14 protein-coding genes are annotated in these 15,104 nt (G+C 66.5%); 12 read left to right on the top strand and 2 right to left on the bottom strand.

The features are described 5' to 3' along the window. Positions 1–54 precede the first annotated feature (54 nt). Genes ACWPWQ_RS07930 through araA form a run of 3 tightly spaced genes read left to right on the top strand, consistent with a single transcriptional unit; the run spans position 55 to position 3,955 of the window. Positions 55–1,746: a ribulokinase gene (locus ACWPWQ_RS07930; protein ID WP_454009498.1), complete on the top strand. Its 1,692-nt coding sequence runs from the start codon at positions 55–57 to the stop codon at positions 1,744–1,746. Next, entirely contained in the window at positions 1,743–2,441 is a 699-nt protein-coding gene (locus ACWPWQ_RS07925) for an L-ribulose-5-phosphate 4-epimerase (protein ID WP_454009497.1), read from the top strand. Before ACWPWQ_RS07930 ends, ACWPWQ_RS07925 begins: the two co-directional genes overlap by 4 nt. A 14-nt stretch (positions 2,442–2,455) precedes the next feature. Further along, positions 2,456–3,955 carry an L-arabinose isomerase gene (araA, locus tag ACWPWQ_RS07920; protein ID WP_454009496.1) on the top strand — a complete coding sequence of 500 codons (1,500 nt, stop codon included), beginning with the start codon at positions 2,456–2,458 and terminating at the stop codon, positions 3,953–3,955. A gap of 67 nt (positions 3,956–4,022) precedes the next feature. On the opposite strand, the gene ACWPWQ_RS07915 is transcribed toward araA, so the two are convergent. Then, positions 4,023–4,913, bottom strand: coding sequence for a LysR family transcriptional regulator (locus ACWPWQ_RS07915; RefSeq protein WP_454009495.1), 891 nt, complete (start codon positions 4,911–4,913; stop codon positions 4,023–4,025). A gap of 114 nt (positions 4,914–5,027) precedes the next feature. Here ACWPWQ_RS07915 and ACWPWQ_RS07910 point away from each other — a divergent pair, with 114 nt between their 5' ends. From ACWPWQ_RS07910 to ACWPWQ_RS07885, 6 genes are all read left to right on the top strand, one after another. Further along, complete coding sequence (locus ACWPWQ_RS07910) at positions 5,028–6,179, top strand: methionine aminotransferase (RefSeq protein WP_454009494.1); 1,152 nt, start codon at positions 5,028–5,030, stop codon at positions 6,177–6,179. Between the two features lie 8 nt (positions 6,180–6,187). After that, the gene (locus tag ACWPWQ_RS07905; protein WP_454009493.1) at positions 6,188–7,003 is read left to right on the top strand and encodes a carbon-nitrogen hydrolase family protein; all 816 of its coding nucleotides are present in this window, start codon (positions 6,188–6,190) and stop codon (positions 7,001–7,003) included. Positions 7,004–7,056: 53 nt separating this feature from the next. Beyond that, positions 7,057–7,827 (top strand): ABC transporter substrate-binding protein, encoded by a 771-nt coding sequence (locus ACWPWQ_RS07900; protein ID WP_139435351.1) that lies wholly within the window; start codon positions 7,057–7,059, stop codon positions 7,825–7,827. A gap of 203 nt (positions 7,828–8,030) precedes the next feature. Continuing rightward, complete coding sequence (locus ACWPWQ_RS07895; protein WP_454009492.1) at positions 8,031–8,747, top strand: metallophosphoesterase; 717 nt, start codon at positions 8,031–8,033, stop codon at positions 8,745–8,747. Between the two features lie 187 nt (positions 8,748–8,934). Beyond that, positions 8,935–10,362 carry an exodeoxyribonuclease I gene (sbcB, locus tag ACWPWQ_RS07890; protein WP_454009491.1) on the top strand — a complete coding sequence of 476 codons (1,428 nt, stop codon included), beginning with the start codon at positions 8,935–8,937 and terminating at the stop codon, positions 10,360–10,362. Between the two features lie 146 nt (positions 10,363–10,508). Continuing rightward, the gene (locus ACWPWQ_RS07885; RefSeq protein WP_202045264.1) at positions 10,509–11,015 is read left to right on the top strand and encodes a hypothetical protein; all 507 of its coding nucleotides are present in this window, start codon (positions 10,509–10,511) and stop codon (positions 11,013–11,015) included. 58 nt (positions 11,016–11,073) lie between these two features. Here the strand turns inward: ACWPWQ_RS07885 and ACWPWQ_RS07880 are convergent, their stop codons facing one another. Further along, positions 11,074–12,789, bottom strand: a complete 1,716-nt coding sequence (locus tag ACWPWQ_RS07880) for a glycoside hydrolase family 36 protein (RefSeq protein ID WP_454009490.1) — start codon at positions 12,787–12,789, stop codon at positions 11,074–11,076. Between the two features lie 130 nt (positions 12,790–12,919). Between ACWPWQ_RS07880 and ACWPWQ_RS07875 the strand changes: the two genes are divergently transcribed. From ACWPWQ_RS07875 to cdd, 3 genes are all read left to right on the top strand, one after another. After that, positions 12,920–13,279 carry a CidA/LrgA family protein gene (locus ACWPWQ_RS07875; RefSeq protein ID WP_139435327.1) on the top strand — a complete coding sequence of 120 codons (360 nt, stop codon included), beginning with the start codon at positions 12,920–12,922 and terminating at the stop codon, positions 13,277–13,279. Next, a complete protein-coding gene (locus ACWPWQ_RS07870; RefSeq protein ID WP_429107887.1) occupies positions 13,276–13,962 on the top strand; it encodes an LrgB family protein in 687 nt (228 codons plus the stop codon). The genes ACWPWQ_RS07875 and ACWPWQ_RS07870 overlap by 4 nt, the downstream gene beginning before the upstream one ends. 233 nt (positions 13,963–14,195) lie before the next feature. Next, positions 14,196–15,077, top strand: a complete 882-nt coding sequence (gene cdd / locus ACWPWQ_RS07865; protein WP_454009489.1) for a cytidine deaminase — start codon at positions 14,196–14,198, stop codon at positions 15,075–15,077. The last annotated feature ends 27 nt before the right edge of the window (positions 15,078–15,104 follow it).

Below are 15,104 nucleotides of genomic sequence, written 5' to 3'. Positions count from 1 at the left end.
CCCATCTCCTATGGTTCCTCCCCAGTCACCCCTCATTGATGGTCAGGAGCACTTATGTCTGAGCACCCCAGGTCCGAGCACATCGTCATCGGACTCGATTTCGGCAGCGACTCGGTCAGGGCACTCGCCGTGCGCTGTCAGGACGGCGCCGAGCTGGCGACCCAGGTCGTCTATTACCCGCGCTGGCAGGCAGGCCACTACTGCCAACCGGTCACCAACCAGTTTCGCCACCACCCCCTCGACTATCTGGAGTCCATGGAGCAGGCGGTGGTGGCTGTGGTGAGCCAGCTCACCCCGGCCCAGCGCACCGCCGTGCGCGGCATCGGAGTGGACAGCACAGGCTCCACCCCCGCCCCCATCGACAGAGAGGGGCGCGTGCTGGCCCTGCGCCCGGAGTTTGCCGACAACCCCAACGCCATGTTCGTGCTGTGGAAGGATCACACCGCCATCGAGGAGGCGGAGGCCATCACCGCCCTGTGCCACGGCGGCCAGTTCCCCGACTACAGCCGCTACATCGGCGGCATCTACTCCTCCGAGTGGTTCTGGGCCAAGATACTGCACGTCTCCCGAGCCGATGCGGCGGTGCGCGCCGCCGCCTGCAACTGGGTCGAGCTGTGCGACTGGGTGCCCGCCATCCTGAGTGGCACCCAGGCCCCGGCCACCCTCAAGCGCGGACGCTGCGCCGCCGGCCACAAGTCCCTCTGGCACCCGAGCTGGGGCGGCCTGCCCCCCGCCGACTTCCTCAATGCCCTGGATCCCCTGTTGACCCAGGATCTCGACCACCCCCTCTTTACCGACAGCTGGACCGCCGATCTGCCGGTCGGCACCCTGACCCCGGAGTGGGCGGAGCGGCTGCACCTCTCCTGCGAGGTGGTGATCGCGGGCGGCGCCTTCGACTGCCACATGGGGGCGGTGGGGGCCGGGGCCGGCAACAATGCCCTGGTCAAGGTGATAGGCACCTCCACCTGCGACATCCTGATCGCCGACGAGGCCACCATAGGCGATCGCGCCATTGCCGGGATCTGCGGCCAGGTGGACGGCAGCGTGGTGCCGGGCATGGTGGGGCTGGAGGCGGGACAATCGGCGTTCGGCGACATCTATGCCTGGTATCAGCGCCAGCTCGGCTGGCCCCTGGAGAGCCTCGCCGCCCAGTATCCGGAGCTGCGCACCGCCATCGAGGCCCACAAGCGGGAGCTGCTGCCAAGCCTTGCCGCCGCCTGGGAGCAGCAGCGGGACCTCGCCCACCTGCCTGTGGTGCTCGACTGGTTCAACGGTCGCCGCACCCCTTACGCCAACCAGCGCCTGCAGGGCACCGTCACCGGGCTCAACCTCGGCACCGATGCCCCCGACTTGTTCGGCGCCCTGGTGGCCTCCACCGCCTTCGGGGCCCGCAGCATCATGGAGTGCATGACCAGTCAACAGGTGCCGGTGGAGCAGGTGATCGCCCTCGGTGGCATCGCCCGCAAGTCGGCCACCGTGATGCAAACCTGCAGCGACGTGATGAATCGCCCCATTCAGGTGGTGGCCTCGGATCAGTGCTGCGCCCTGGGGGCGGCCATCTTTGCCGCCGTGGCGGCCGGGATCCATCCTGATGTGGCCAAGGCCCAGCACCACATGGCGAGCGCAGTGGAGCGCACCCACCAGCCGGACCCTGAGCGGGTCGCCGAATACGAGCGCCTCTACCAGCGCTACCTCGCCTGGGGCGCCGCCGCCGAGCCGCTCTACAACCGGGGGGTACCGGCATGAACCTCAAGATGCTCAAGGAGCAGGTGCTCGTCGCCAACCTGGATCTGCCGCGCCACGCGCTGGTGACCTTCACCTGGGGCAACGTGAGCGGCATCGACAGAGAGCGCAATCTGGTGGTGATAAAGCCGAGCGGCGTCAGTTACGAGCGGATGCTGGCTGAGGATATGGTGGTGCTGGATCTCGCGGGCAACCAGGTGGAAGGCGCCTTGCGCCCCTCCTCCGACACCGCCACCCACCTGGTGCTCTATCGCGCCTATCCGGAGCTTGGCGGCGTGGTGCACACCCACTCCACCCATGCCACCGCCTGGGCCCAGGCGGGGCGCGCCATCCCGATCTTCGGCACCACCCAGGCCGACTACTTCCATGGCGAGATCCCCTGCTCGCGCCTGCTCACCCCGGGCGAGGTCGAGGAGGATTACGAGGGGCTGACCGGCCACCTCATCGTCGAGACCCTCAAGCAGACTCCCATCCTCACCATGCCGGGGGTGCTGGTGGCCAACCACGGCCCCTTCAGCTGGGGCAAGAGCGCCGAGGATGCGGTACACAACGCCGTGGTGCTGGAGGAGGTGGCGCGCATGGCCTGGCTCACCGGCCAGATCAACCCGGGGGCCCGCCCCCTGCCCGATTACCTGCTGGAGAAGCACTACCAGCGCAAGCACGGCAAACACGCCTATTACGGCCAGACAAAATCCTAAAAGAGGACAAACTCATGGAATTGATGAAACAGCTGGAAGTGTGGTTCCTGGTCGGCAGCCAGCACCTGTATGGCGCCACCACATTGAAGCAGGTGGCCGATCACGCCCACACCATCACCAGCCAGCTCAACGAGGGGGCAAACCTGCCCCTCAAGATAGTGCTCAAACCCACCGGTACCACCCTGGATGAAATCAGCGCGGTCGCCCGCGATGCCAACCACGACCAGCGCTGCGCCGGGCTCATGGTGTGGATGCACACCTTCTCCCCCGCCAAGATGTGGATCCCGGCCCTGAGCCAGTTGCAAAAACCCCTGCTGCAGTTCCACACCCAGTTCAACCGGGATCTCCCCTGGAGCGAGATCGACATGGACTTCATGAACCTGAACCAGACCGCCCATGGCGGGCGCGAGTTCGGCTTCATGGGGGCCCGCCTGCGCCTGCCCCGCACCGTGGTGGTGGGTCACTGGCAGGATGAAGAGGCCAGACAGAAGATCGGCAACTGGATGCGGGTCGCCGCCGCCATTCACGACAGCCGCCACCTGAAGATCGCCCGCTTTGGCGACAACATGCGCAACGTGGCGGTCACCGAGGGCGACAAGATTGAAGCCCAGATCCAGTTCGGTTATCAGGTGAACTACCACCCGGTCGGCGATCTGGTCAAGGTGATCGACGCCGTGCCCGCAAGCGACATCGAGGCGCTGCTGGCCGAATATGAGGCGACCTACACCCTGACCGAGGCGGTGCAGGCGGGCGGACCCCTTCGCGCCTCTTTGTATGAGGCGGCGCGCCAGGAGCTGGGGATGAAGAAGTTCCTCACCGACGGCGGTTTTGGCGCCTTCACCACCACCTTCGAGGATCTCCACGGCCTGCACCAGCTGCCGGGCCTCGCCTGTCAGCGCCTGATGCAGCAAGGCTTCGGCTTTGGCGCGGAAGGGGACTGGAAGACGGCCGCCCTCTTGCGCACCCTGAAAGTGATGGGCTCAGGCCTTGCGGGGGGCACCTCCTTCATGGAGGACTACACCTACCACCTGGAGGCGGGCAACAACCTGGTGCTGGGGGCCCACATGCTGGAGGTCTGCCCCTCCATCGCCGCAGCCAAACCCGTGCTGGATGCCCAGCACCTGGGGATAGGCAAGAAGGCCGACCCGGCCCGCCTGCTGTTTGCGGCCCCCGCCGGCAAGGCGGTCAACGCCAGCCTCATCGATCTGGGCAACCGCTTCCGGCTGGTGGTCAATCAGCTGGAGGTGGTGGACCTGCCAGAGGCCATGCCGAAACTCCCGGTGGCCAGCGCCCTGTGGAAACCCCTGCCGGACCTGCAGACCAGCGCCGAAGCCTGGATCCTGGCGGGGGCCGCCCACCACTCGGTGTTCACCCAATCGGTGGATATCGAGCAGCTGCGCACCTTCGCCGACATCCTGGGTATAGAGTTCGTGGTGATCGACGAGCACACCCGCATCCCCGAACTCAAGGAGCAGCTGCGCTGGAACGAGGTCTACTACAAGATCTGCCACTGATCCCTTCCTGGGCCAGCAGCCCCATGATCACAGCCCCGCCCGCGGGGCTGTTTCATTTCGCGTCCCCTCAGGGATGACCATCCCCCTCCAGCAGCCAGTGACAGACCCGCTGCACCCCGTGGCGCCGGCTGTCGGGGCGGGCGAGCAGGGCGTATTCGTGATCCGTCTCCAGCACGGGGGCAAAGGGGGCGACCAAGGCGCCGCTCTCCAGCTCCTCGGCCACTATGGTCGGGTCCCCGAGGGAGAGGCCGAACCCCTGCAGGGCGGCATTCATCGCCAGGTCCAGGGTATCGAACAGCTGCCCTCCCTGGGGCTGCCAGGGGGCGTCGAGGAAGGCGGCAAACCAGTTGCGCCAGTCCCGCCGATCGGCGCTGGCATGAATGAGGGGCAGCAGGGGCAGCTCGCTCAGGCCGCGCTCGAACAGGCGATGCTTGGCGGCAAACGCCGGGGCGCAGACCGGGGTCAGCCGCTCCCGAAACAGGGGCTGGCTGTGGGGATAGCGCCCCAGGCAGGGTTGATAGACGATGGCGAGATCGAAGGGCTCCCGGGAGAAGTCGATGCCGTGGCTGTGGCTGCCGCGCACCTCCACCGCCTCCCCCTCGAACGCCTGCAACCGCCGCAGCAACCAGCGGCTGGCGCAGGAGGGCACCTTGATGCTGATCGCCTGCTCGTGGGGCAGGGTCTGCAGGGCACTGAGCCCCTCCCCCATGCGGGCCAGCCCCTCGCGAACGAAGGGCAGCAGCCGCTCGGCGGCCGGGGTCAAGGTGAGGCAACGGGTGCCGCGCACGAACAGCAGGTGCCCCAGGCGCGCCTCCAGCTGGGCGATCTGCTTGCTCACCGCCCCCTGGCTCACGCACAGCTCGTCGGCGGCCAGGGTGAAACTCAGATGGCGGGCAGAACACTCGAAAACCTGCAGGCCATAGAGGGGCAACTGGCTGCGGGGTTGGGCGGACAACATACAAGCCTCCATGCTTGAGAAAAACTCATGCATAACATGCCGAATAATCCGTTGTCCGGCAACCCTTGCGGGGGCTAAAAAGGGACCTCTTTCACACACTCAGGTGACGGCGCCATGTCTTCCCCCCGCATTGTCAGCAAACTGCCCCAGGTGGGCACCACCATCTTCAGCGTGATCGGGGATCTGGCCGCCCGCCATCCCAGCATCAACCTCTCCCAGGGGGCGCCGAGCTTCCCCTGCGATCCCGAGCTCATCCGGGTGACCCACGAGGCCATGCTGGCGGGGGAGAACCAGTATGCCCCCATGACGGGGCTGCCCGCCCTGCGCGAGCAGCTGGCGGCCAAGATAGCGACCAGCTACGGCCACCACTATGACGCGGGCGAGGAGGTCACCATCACCGCCAGCGCCAGCGAGGCCCTGTTCTGCGCCATCACCGCCCTGGTTCACCCCGGCGACGAGGTGATCATGTTCGAGCCGGCGTTCGACAGCTACCGCCCCATGATCCAGCTGCAGGGGGCCACCCCTGTGGTGATCGCCCTCAAGGCGCCGGACTTTGCCATCCCCTGGGAGGAGGTGGCCGCCCGCATCACCCCGCGCACCCGCATGATAGTGCTCAACACCCCCCACAACCCCACAGGCACCGTCTGGCAGGCGGGGGATCAGGAGCGCCTCGCCCGCCTGGTGCGCGGCACCGACATTCTCATTCTCTCGGACGAGGTGTACGAGCACGTGGTGTTCGACGGCGCCCTGCACCAGAGCGTCATTCGCTATCCGGAGCTGGTGGAGCGCTCCGTCGCCGTCTTCTCCTTCGGCAAGACCTTCCACGTCACCGGCTGGCGGGTGGGTTACTGCGTGGCCCCCCGCCCCCTGATGGAGGAGATCCGCAAGGTGCACCAGTTCGCCATGTTCGCCGCCGACACCCCCATGCAGTACGGCTTCGCCCACCTGTTGCAGCAACCGGCCCACTATCAGGGGCTGGCGGCCTTCTACCAGCGCAAGCGCGACCTGCTGACCTCGGCCCTGGCGGATTCGCGCCTGACCCTGCTCCCCTCGGTGGGCAGCTTCTTCATGCTGGCGAGCTACGAGCGCATCAGCGACGAGCCGGACAGCCTCTTCGTGCAGCGGCTCATCCGCGATCACGGGGTCGCCACCATTCCGGTCTCCGCCTTCTATCACGACGGCACGGATCAGCGGGTCATCCGTCTCTCCTTCTCCAAGGATGACGACACCCTGCTGGCGGGCGCCGAGCGCCTGTGCGGCGTCTAGGAGGCACCATGGATTCAGTGCGCGTTGCCGTTATCCAGATGGTCTCCGGGGACAGTCTCGACCACAACCTGGCCCAGGCCGAGGCCCTGCTGCGCCAGGCGGCGGCCGAGGGGGCCGAGCTGGCCCTGCTGCCCGAATACTTCTACCTGATGCCCGTTGACGAGCGGGCGCGGGTGGCCCTGGCCGCCCCCGTGAGCAGTCACCCCCTGCTGGCCTGGGCCCGGAAGCTGGCCCGGGAGCTCGGAGTCTGGCTGCTGGCGGGCACATTGCCGCTCGTAAGCGACGAGCCCGGCAAGATGCACAACAGCAGCCTGCTCATCGACCCGCAAGGGGCGCTCGCGAGCCGCTACGACAAGCTGCACCTGTTTGGCTTTTGCACCGGGCAGGAGCAGTATGACGAGGCCGCGACCATGAGCCCGGGCCGGGAGGTGGTGAGCCATCCCCTCCCCTGGGGCATGCTGCGCTTCGGGATCTGCTACGACCTGCGCTTCCCGGAGCTGTTTCGCCTGGGGCCTGCCCCCGACTTCATCGCCCTGCCCGCCGCCTTCACCCACACCACGGGGCTCGCGCACTGGGAGCTGCTGCTGCGGGCCCGGGCGGTGGAGAACCTGGCCTTCGTGCTGGCCAGCGCCCAGGGTGGTGAGCACCCCGGCGGGCGGCGCACCTTCGGCCACAGCATGATCATCGATCCCTGGGGCCGGGTGCTGGCCCAGGTAGAGGAGGGTCAGGGACTGGCCATCGCCACCCTGGATCTGGCAGCCCAGCGCAGGGTGCGCAGCCAGCTGCCGGCCCTCGCCCATCGCAAGATAGCCGTCGGCCCTTGAGGCCGGCACCCTTTAGCACGCTAGGAATGACACCACACTTCAAGGGACTGACCATGAAACTCAACACACTGATGATGCTGGTGGCCCTGGCCACCACCGGCCAGGCCGCCGCCAAACCCCTGGTGATCGCCACCGACGCCACCTATCCCCCGTTCGAGATGGTCGACAGCAGCGGCAAGCTCGGCGGCTTCGAGGTCGATCTCGCCTACGCCCTGTGCGCGGCCATGAAGACCGAGTGCGAGGTGATCAACCAGCCCTGGGATGCCCTGCTGCCCGGTCTGCAGGTGCGCAAGTACGACGCCATCATGTCCTCCATGAACATCACCGACGAGCGGCGCCAGAAGGTCGCCTTCAGCCAGGTCTACTACATGATGCAGAACCGCTTCGTGGGGCGCAGCGACAAGGCGGGCGACTTTGCCGACACCCCTGAGCACTTCAAGGGCAAGGTGATCGCGGTGCAGGAGGGCACCCCCCAGGACAACTTCATCACCGCCCGCTACGGCGAGGTGGCCAAGATCAAGCGCTACGTCAACGCCCAGTCCCCCATGCTGGATCTGCAGTCCAGCCGCGCCGACTACACCTTCGGCAACATGGTGCAGTTGAAGGTGGGCTTCCTCGACAAGGAGATGGGCAAGCAGTTCGCCTTCGTCGGTCCCCAGTTCAACGGCACCCAGGACAAGATCCTGGGAGAAGGGGTGGCGGTGGCCCTGCGCAAGAACGATGACAAGCTCAAGGCCCGCTTCGATGCCGCCATCGAGAGCGTCAAGGCCGACGGCACCTTCGACACCCTGCTCAAGAAGTACCAGCTCGAAGATCTGCTCTGATCCCGACGACGGACCGCCATCACACCATGCCAGTCGACACCGACTGGCATTTTTTATCCCGGTGAGGCGGCGCGTCCGGGCACGCCGGCGTTTACCTCTTCAAGGTCGAGGCCAAGCGTGCCATGCTGCAGCTATCCATGGGCCATTAACGGGTCATCGCGCAACCGCCGTTGTCGCGCACCGACCAGGCAAGGAGGCTAGCCATGAACCCGTCCCCGCTGATCAGACGCTTCTCCCGCAATCCTCTGGGGCGGGATCTTGCCGTCGGCGATATCCACGGCTACTTTTCGCGGCTGGAACAGACCCTCAACCAGGCGGGATTCGACTCCGCTCGGGATCGCCTCTTCTCCGTGGGGGATCTGACGGATCGCGGCCCCGACTGCACAGCCGTGCTCGAGTGGCTGGCCAGGCCCTGGTTTCACCCTGTCTGCGGCAATCACGACGACTACGTCTGCCGCTACGAGAGCTGCGATCGGGAGAACTGGATCCAGAACGGCGGCGGCTGGTTTCAGCAGCTGACCCCGGACGAGCAGGAGGCGTTCGCCGCCCACTACCGCACCCTGCCCCTTGCCATCGAGGTGGCCACCCCGGCCGGCCCGGTCGGGCTGCTCCACGCCGATTGCCCCTTCCCCTCCTGGCAGGGGCTGCTGGACCAACTGGATGCGGGGGTGAGCGGCGGTAGGCTGCGCGCCATCAAGAACGTCTGCCTCTGGTCAAGGCGCCGCATCGAGCGGCTGGACGAGAGCGGTGTCGAGGATCTCGTCGCCCTGGTGGTGGGCCACACCCCGGTGGGCCGCCCGGCCCGTCTTGGCAATGTGTACTACATAGACACCGGCGGCTGGTACCCCGACGAAGGCGGCTACTTCACCCTGCTCGACCTCCACACCCTGATGCCGCTGCCCCCGGGTATGGCCCGATAAGCCCCCATCCAGCCGCAATCCTGCACAGCCCCCTGAGCCGACGCCCTGAGCGTTCAATAAACCGGCAGCCAGGGCGCCCGGGCTTCGCTCTGCCTGCGCTATGGTTTACCATGCTGGCAACTGCGGTGCATGGCACCGCCCACCCAGGCGCCATGGCGCCGCCATCGGACACCTCACCTCGAGCAACATGAGCAAAACAGCACAGCCCGGCAGCGAGCCCACCTTCTACTTCCACGATTACGAGACCTTCGGCATCAGCCCCGCCAGGGACAGGCCGTCGCAGTTTGCGGGCATTCGCACCGACGCCGATTTCAACCTCATCGGCGAGCCGCTGGTGATCTATTGCAAGCCGCCCGCGGACTACCTGCCGGAGCCGGAGGCCTGCCTCATCACCGGCATCACGCCGCAGAAGGCGATGAAGGATGGCCTGTGCGAGGCGGATTTCATTCGTCAGATCCACGAGCAGTTCGCCACCCCGAACACCTGCGTGCTGGGCTACAACAGCATCCGCTTCGATGATGAGGTGACCCGCTACACCCTGTATCGCAACTTCTATGACCCCTATGCCTACAGCTGGCAGAACGGCAACTCCCGCTGGGACATCCTCGACATGCTGCGGGCCTGCTACGCCCTGCGCCCTGAGGGGATAGAGTGGGCCCTCGACGACGAAGGCAAGCCGAGCTTCAAGCTGGAGAGGCTGACGGTGGCCAACGGGGTGGCCCACGCCAACGCCCACGATGCGCTCTCGGACGTGCTGGCCACCATAGAGATGGCCAGGCTGGTGAAAAAGGCCCAGCCCAAGCTGTTTGACTACCTGTTTGCCCTGCGCAACAAGAACAAGGTGAAGGCCCTCATCGACGTGGTGACCATGAAGCCCCTGGTCCACGTCTCCGGCATGTTCTCCCCCTGGCAGGGGTGCGCAAGCTGGGTGTCACCGCTCGCCTGGCACCCCAGCAACCAGAACGCGGTGATCATGGTGGATCTGACCCGTGACCCCACCCCCCTCATCGAGCTCACGAGCGAGGAGATCCGCGAACGCCTCTACACCAGGAAAGAGGAGCTGGGGGATCTGGCGGCCATTCCGGTGAAGCTGGTGCACATCAACAAGTGCCCGGTGCTGGCGCCGGCCGCCACCCTGACCCCGGAGCGGGCCGATCAGCTTGGCATCGACCGGGAGCAGTGCCGCAAGAGCCTGGATCTGCTGCGGGCCCACCCCGAGGTGCGGGAAAAACTGGTGGAGGTGTTCAATCAGGAGTTTGCCGGCAGCAACGACGGCGATCCCGATACCCAGCTCTACGCCGGTTTCTTCGGTCACGGCGACAAGTCCACCATGGATCTGGTGCGCGCCACCCCGGCGGAGCTGCTGGGTGAGCGGGAGTTTGCCTTCAGCGACCCGCGCCTGCCCCAGATGCTGTTCCGCTACCGCGCCCGCAACTGGCCCCACACCCTGAGCGAGGCGGAGCAGAAGCGCTGGCGCCTGCACTGCAGCGACTACTTCAGCCGCCGTCTGCCGGACTATGTGCCCCGTTTAGAAGCGCTGGCGGAGCAGAATCAGGGTAACGAACGGAACTTTGCGATCCTGAAGAGTCTCTATCGCTATCTGGAAGATCTATGAGATGTGAGGCGTTTCACACATAAAACCCTGTCGGCTCCCCGCGCTCGCGACATAATGAGCAGGGGAGCCAAGCTCCTGATAGTTTGATAATTACATGCGCTGCCGGCATGGATGCCGCGCCTCGACTGTTGGGGATCTCACGTTTTATGCGTTCAGCACTGCCTGCTCTCACCCTTGTCGCCTGTGCCTTGCTGCCCCAGAGCACCCTGGCCGGGGTACGTTTCGAAGTGCCGGACTATCTGCTGCGTCTGCCGGAGCAGACCTATCGGCTCATCGAGCGCAACTTCAATACCCTCTATCAGCAGACCGACTTCACCCCCCAGATCACCAACAGCTATTTCAACCACTCGGATCTCTATCGCTTCGCCGGCATTCCCCTGGCCATCACGCCCCAGAACGGCTTCCAGATGGAGATCTTCGGTCAGCTCTACAACAAGTCGTCCCAGATCTATGCCCAGATGAGCCAGGATCTCTCCCTCTACCGCACCCTGCGGGTGGACATGATGGGGGATCAGAGCGACGAGGTCGCCATCGGCATGGGTCTCGGCATTCCCCTCAGCGCCCGCCTGACCCTCAAGGCGCTCGCCTCCAGCAACGAGATCCCGGGCTATGGCTCCGCCAACTACGCCATCGGGATGGAGTGGCACTTCTAGGGGTCAACCCCACCCGATAAAAAGGCTCCCGAGGGAGCCTTTTTGCTGATTGCGGCATTCAGGAGTAGCGGATCACCCGCCCCTGGCCCCCCGCCAGTTCCAGCGTCTCCCCCAGGGGGGTGTCGTCCCAGAAGTCCCTGCCCCCCGCCGGCAGCGCCATCTTTGTGGCTTGCTCGTCCCAGTTGAACAGGCAGAGCAGCTCGCCGCCCCCGGGCAGGGCCACCCGAGCGCGGCCAAACCCCATGTCATCGAAGCGGGCCGCCGGGGTGCGCGCCGCGCACAGGGCCAGCAGCTTGCCAAGGTGCGCCCCCTGCCCCTCGTCCAGATCCTGCAGCCTGTCACCCGCCAGCACCATGCCACCGCTCGCCACCAGGGCGGCCAGGTGGAAGTCGTACTCGGCGCGGTTGGCGTGCTGGCCCGGGATATCCCGCAGGCAGACGCAGTCGGGATCCAGCGCCCAGAGCCTGTCGTTTTGCCAGGCGCGACAGAAGGCTTCCCGCGCTATCTGGCGAAAACGCCGGCCCTGGCGCTCCACGTCATCGCTCACCCGCATGCCGTGCACCAGGCCGAGGCTTGGCCAGATAGGGGCGTTGCAGCCGAGCAGGAAGGCGCCCTCCCCCGCCCCGCGCAGGATGGCGGCCATGCCGCGTCTATAGGCCTCGACCCGGGTGGCGGCGGGGTCGTGGAAGCGGCCGCCGTGGATGGCGCCCCAGAAGTTCGCATCCAGCTTGAAGTAGTGGATGCCCCACTGCTCGCGCAGGGTGCGAAACACCTGCTCGAGGTGGGCCTGCACCTCGGGATGGGTGCCGTCCAGCACATACCAGGGGGTGCAGCGCCAGCCGCCGTAGGTGACCCGCTCCGAGGGGAGCGGCAGGCCATCCTCCCCCTTCACGAACCACTCAGGGTGCTGCTGGAACACTTGCGAACCGGGCTCGGCGATAAAGGGGGCGACCCAGAGCGCGGGCTCGCAGCCGGCGGCGCGGATCTCCCCGGCCAGGGTTGCCACCCCCTGCTCGAACTTGGGGGAAGGGGTGAGCCAGTCCCCCATTTTGGCCTGATAGCCGTCATCTATCTGCACGTAGCGCAGGGCCGGGAAACGCTCGGCCCGCACCGCCAGGTTCTCGCGAATGTCGGCGGCGCTCACGTCCGCATAGTAGTGATACCAGGAGCACCAGCCACTCGGGCGCGCGGGCACCTCGTTCACCAGCGAAGGGTGCTCGGCCTCGATATAGTCCGCCAGCGACCCCAGCAGGGCCTCCCTGTCCGGCCCCTCCTGGCAGATCAGCGCCTCGCTCTGCCAGTGCTGGCCGGGTGCGAGGGTGCGCCCTTCGGCGTTCATCACTATCTCGAGGCGCCCGTCCGGGTAGAGGCGAAACTCCCCGCCGAAGCGCTGGCAGCTCGCGAACGCCAGCAGCAGCCAGCCCCCCTCCTGCGCCACCAGCAGCAGGTTGTGCACCGTGTGATAGCCGTCGTCGTCGGTGATGCGATAGACGCCGGCGTCGGGGCAGCGGCCCACCGGCTCGGGGGCCTGCCAGCTGCCCATGGTCTGGGCCAGCATCTGGAACCCCTCCCCGTAGATGGCTGCGTCGGGAGAGAGGCCAAGATCCCCCTCAAACAGCCGCCAGTGGCGAACGGCCTCGGGGCTGTCCCCCCTGTTGTCCAGCCTCACCCGGCACAGGGGGCCGTCCCACTGACGGGTTTGCAGCAGCTGGGGAGGCAGGGCGGGATCGGCGGGCAACTGGCGCAACCTGGCCAGGAGAGAGGTGTACGACATGGGAACTCCTTCCGGTGAATGGGGATGATGCCGGGGCCATTGTATCCCCTGCGGGTCAGTTGACCCTGTTCCATGCCCCCCGTGCCTGTTAAACTGCGACCTCGCTCACAGTTGCCAAGATGAGGCCCCCGTGTTGTTGCAACGCGCCTTGCGCTACCTCCGTGATTTTCTGGTCATCATCGCCTGCCTGCTGGCGGGCAAGGCCCTGGCCGCCCTGCTGCCCTTCGTCTTCCCCGGCAGCATCCTCGGCATGCTGCTGCTGTTCGTGCTGCTCTCCCTGCAGCTCATCCGCTTCTCCTGGGTCGAGCAGGGGGGCGGCCTGCTGCTGCGTCACATGGGGGTCCTGTTCGTGCCGGTCGCCGTCGGTCTGGTGGCCTGGCTCGAGCCCCTGCGCCAGTCGTTTGGCCTCATCATGCTCTGCGTCGTGCTCGGCATAGTGCTGATCCTGGGCGCCGTCGGCCACCTCTACCAGAGGATGAACAGAGAATGATGTTCTGGTTCGCCATTCCCCTCACCCTGGCCCTCTATTTCATGACCCGGGCCCTCTACCGCCGCCTGCCCTGGCCCGTCATCAATCCGGTGCTGATCCCCACCGCCGCCATCATAGGCCTGCTGCTCTGGCTGGATCTGCCGCTGGATCAGTACCAGCGCGGCACCGCCCCCATCACGGCCCTGCTGGAGCCCGCCGTGGTGGCGCTGGCGCTGCCCCTCTACCAGCAGGCCCGCCAGATCCGGGACAAGCTCAAGCCCATCGTCCTCTGCACCCTCACCTCTGTGCTCATCTCGGTCTGCACTACTCTGGGGATTGGCCACCTGATGGGGGCGGATCCGGCGCTGCTCGCCTCCATCGCCACCAAGTCCATCACCACGCCGCTCGCCATGAGCGTCAGCCAGTCCCTCGGCGGCATTCCCGCCATCGCCGCCGCCGTGGTGGTGGTGGTGGGGATACTGGGGGCCCTGATAGGCTATCCCCTGCTCAGGCTGATGCGAGTGACCGACCCCGAGGCCCAGGGACTCGCCATGGGGGCCTGCGCCCACGCCATCGGCACCGCAGCCTCCGCCGAGCAGGGGGTCACCCAGGGGGCCTTCTCGTCGCTGGCCATGGTGGTGTGCGGCGTGCTGACCGCCGCCGTCGCCCCCCTGCTGTTTGCCCTCTATCACTGGCTGATCTGAGCCCGGCGCCCCCCTGCCATGGCCGCCCCTGCGGCCATGGCCTCCTTGCCCTGCAATCACAGCCATAGGGCACAGCCACTCTCCTGATGCTGCGAGCAAGCGCACAGATTGCGAAAGACAAACGTTTCCTTTACCATCCCCGCCCCTTTGCCCATCAAGGCGTGAGCGCGCTCACACATTTCGCCGCGCTTGCTCCCTACAATGGCCCCCCAATTGGCCTTTGAGGACACTGTATGCATCCCCGCTTTGCCAAGCCATTCGAGACCCTTTCCGCCCCGCTCCAGGCCGCCCTGCTGCCCATGCTGGGGGACGATTTCCAGGCCCGTTTCACCCCTGAGCAAGTGGCGACCCTGAAAGCCGCCACCGGGCTCGACGATCGGGCCCTGCGCCTGGCCCTGCTGCCACTGGCGGCCGCCTGCTCGGTGGCTCCCATCTCCAGGTTCTTCGTCGGCGCCGTCGCCTGCGGCCTGAGCGGCGCCTGGTATTTTGGCGCCAACATGGAGTTTGCGGGCCAGGGGCTGTTCCACTCGGTGCACGCCGAGCAGTCCGCCATCTCCAACGCCTGGCTCGGCGGCGAGACCGGGATCAGTGAGATCACCGTCAACTACACCCCTTGCGGTCACTGCCGCCAGTTCATGAACGAGCTGAGCACCGCCAAGACCCTCAAAGTCTCCCTGCCGGATGACTTGAGCGAGCTGCAATCCTTCCTGCCCCACTCCTTCGGCCCCGCCGATCTGGAGATCACCGATGCCCTGATGAGCCCCCAGGCTCACGACGAGCTCAAGCTCGAGAGCGACGACCCCCTGTGGCAGGCTGCGCTCGCCGCCGCCCGCCAGAGCTATGCCCCCTACAGCCAGGGCTATGCCGCGGTGGCGCTGCAGTTCGAGGACGGACGTATCTTCTGCGGCCGCTACGCCGAGAACGCCGCCTTCAACCCAAGCCTCCCCCCCATGCAGATGGCCTGCGCCCACGCTGTGCTCAATGGCGAGGAGCTCACCACAGTGCGCCGCGCCGTGCTGCTGGAGAGCAAGGATGGCCAGATCAGCCAGCGGGATTCGGCCCAGTCGACCCTCAAGGCCCTGGGACTGGTGGAGCTGGAGTACCAGGCCGTCTAGACCGATTCGTTGAGTGCTAAAAGGGGA

It is taken from the genome of Aeromonas sp. Marseille-Q7275 (genome assembly GCF_965119515.1).
The sequence above is the reverse complement of the archived record's forward strand: the minus strand, read 5'-3'. Positions and strand labels throughout refer to the sequence as shown.

Bases quoted from the DNA above. Each gene is read 5' to 3' on its own strand.
- ACWPWQ_RS07870 (WP_429107887.1), top strand. From the start codon at position 13,276: ATGATGTTCTGGTTCGCCATTCCCCTCACCCTGGCCCTCTATTTCATG.
- sbcB (WP_454009491.1), top strand. From the start codon at position 8,935: ATGAGCAAAACAGCACAGCCCGGCAGCGAGCCCACCTTCTACTTCCAC.
- ACWPWQ_RS07910 (WP_454009494.1), top strand. From the start codon at position 5,028: ATGTCTTCCCCCCGCATTGTCAGCAAACTGCCCCAGGTGGGCACCACC.
- ACWPWQ_RS07885 (WP_202045264.1), top strand. From the start codon at position 10,509: ATGCGTTCAGCACTGCCTGCTCTCACCCTTGTCGCCTGTGCCTTGCTG.
- ACWPWQ_RS07895 (WP_454009492.1), top strand. From the start codon at position 8,031: ATGAACCCGTCCCCGCTGATCAGACGCTTCTCCCGCAATCCTCTGGGG.
- ACWPWQ_RS07880 (WP_454009490.1), bottom strand. From the start codon at position 12,789: ATGTCGTACACCTCTCTCCTGGCCAGGTTGCGCCAGTTGCCCGCCGAT.
- ACWPWQ_RS07905 (WP_454009493.1), top strand. From the start codon at position 6,188: ATGGATTCAGTGCGCGTTGCCGTTATCCAGATGGTCTCCGGGGACAGT.
- ACWPWQ_RS07925 (WP_454009497.1), top strand. From the start codon at position 1,743: ATGAACCTCAAGATGCTCAAGGAGCAGGTGCTCGTCGCCAACCTGGAT.
- ACWPWQ_RS07930 (WP_454009498.1), top strand. From the start codon at position 55: ATGTCTGAGCACCCCAGGTCCGAGCACATCGTCATCGGACTCGATTTC.
- cdd (WP_454009489.1), top strand. From the start codon at position 14,196: ATGCATCCCCGCTTTGCCAAGCCATTCGAGACCCTTTCCGCCCCGCTC.
- araA (WP_454009496.1), top strand. From the start codon at position 2,456: ATGGAATTGATGAAACAGCTGGAAGTGTGGTTCCTGGTCGGCAGCCAG.
- ACWPWQ_RS07900 (WP_139435351.1), top strand. From the start codon at position 7,057: ATGAAACTCAACACACTGATGATGCTGGTGGCCCTGGCCACCACCGGC.
- ACWPWQ_RS07915 (WP_454009495.1), bottom strand. From the start codon at position 4,913: ATGTTGTCCGCCCAACCCCGCAGCCAGTTGCCCCTCTATGGCCTGCAG.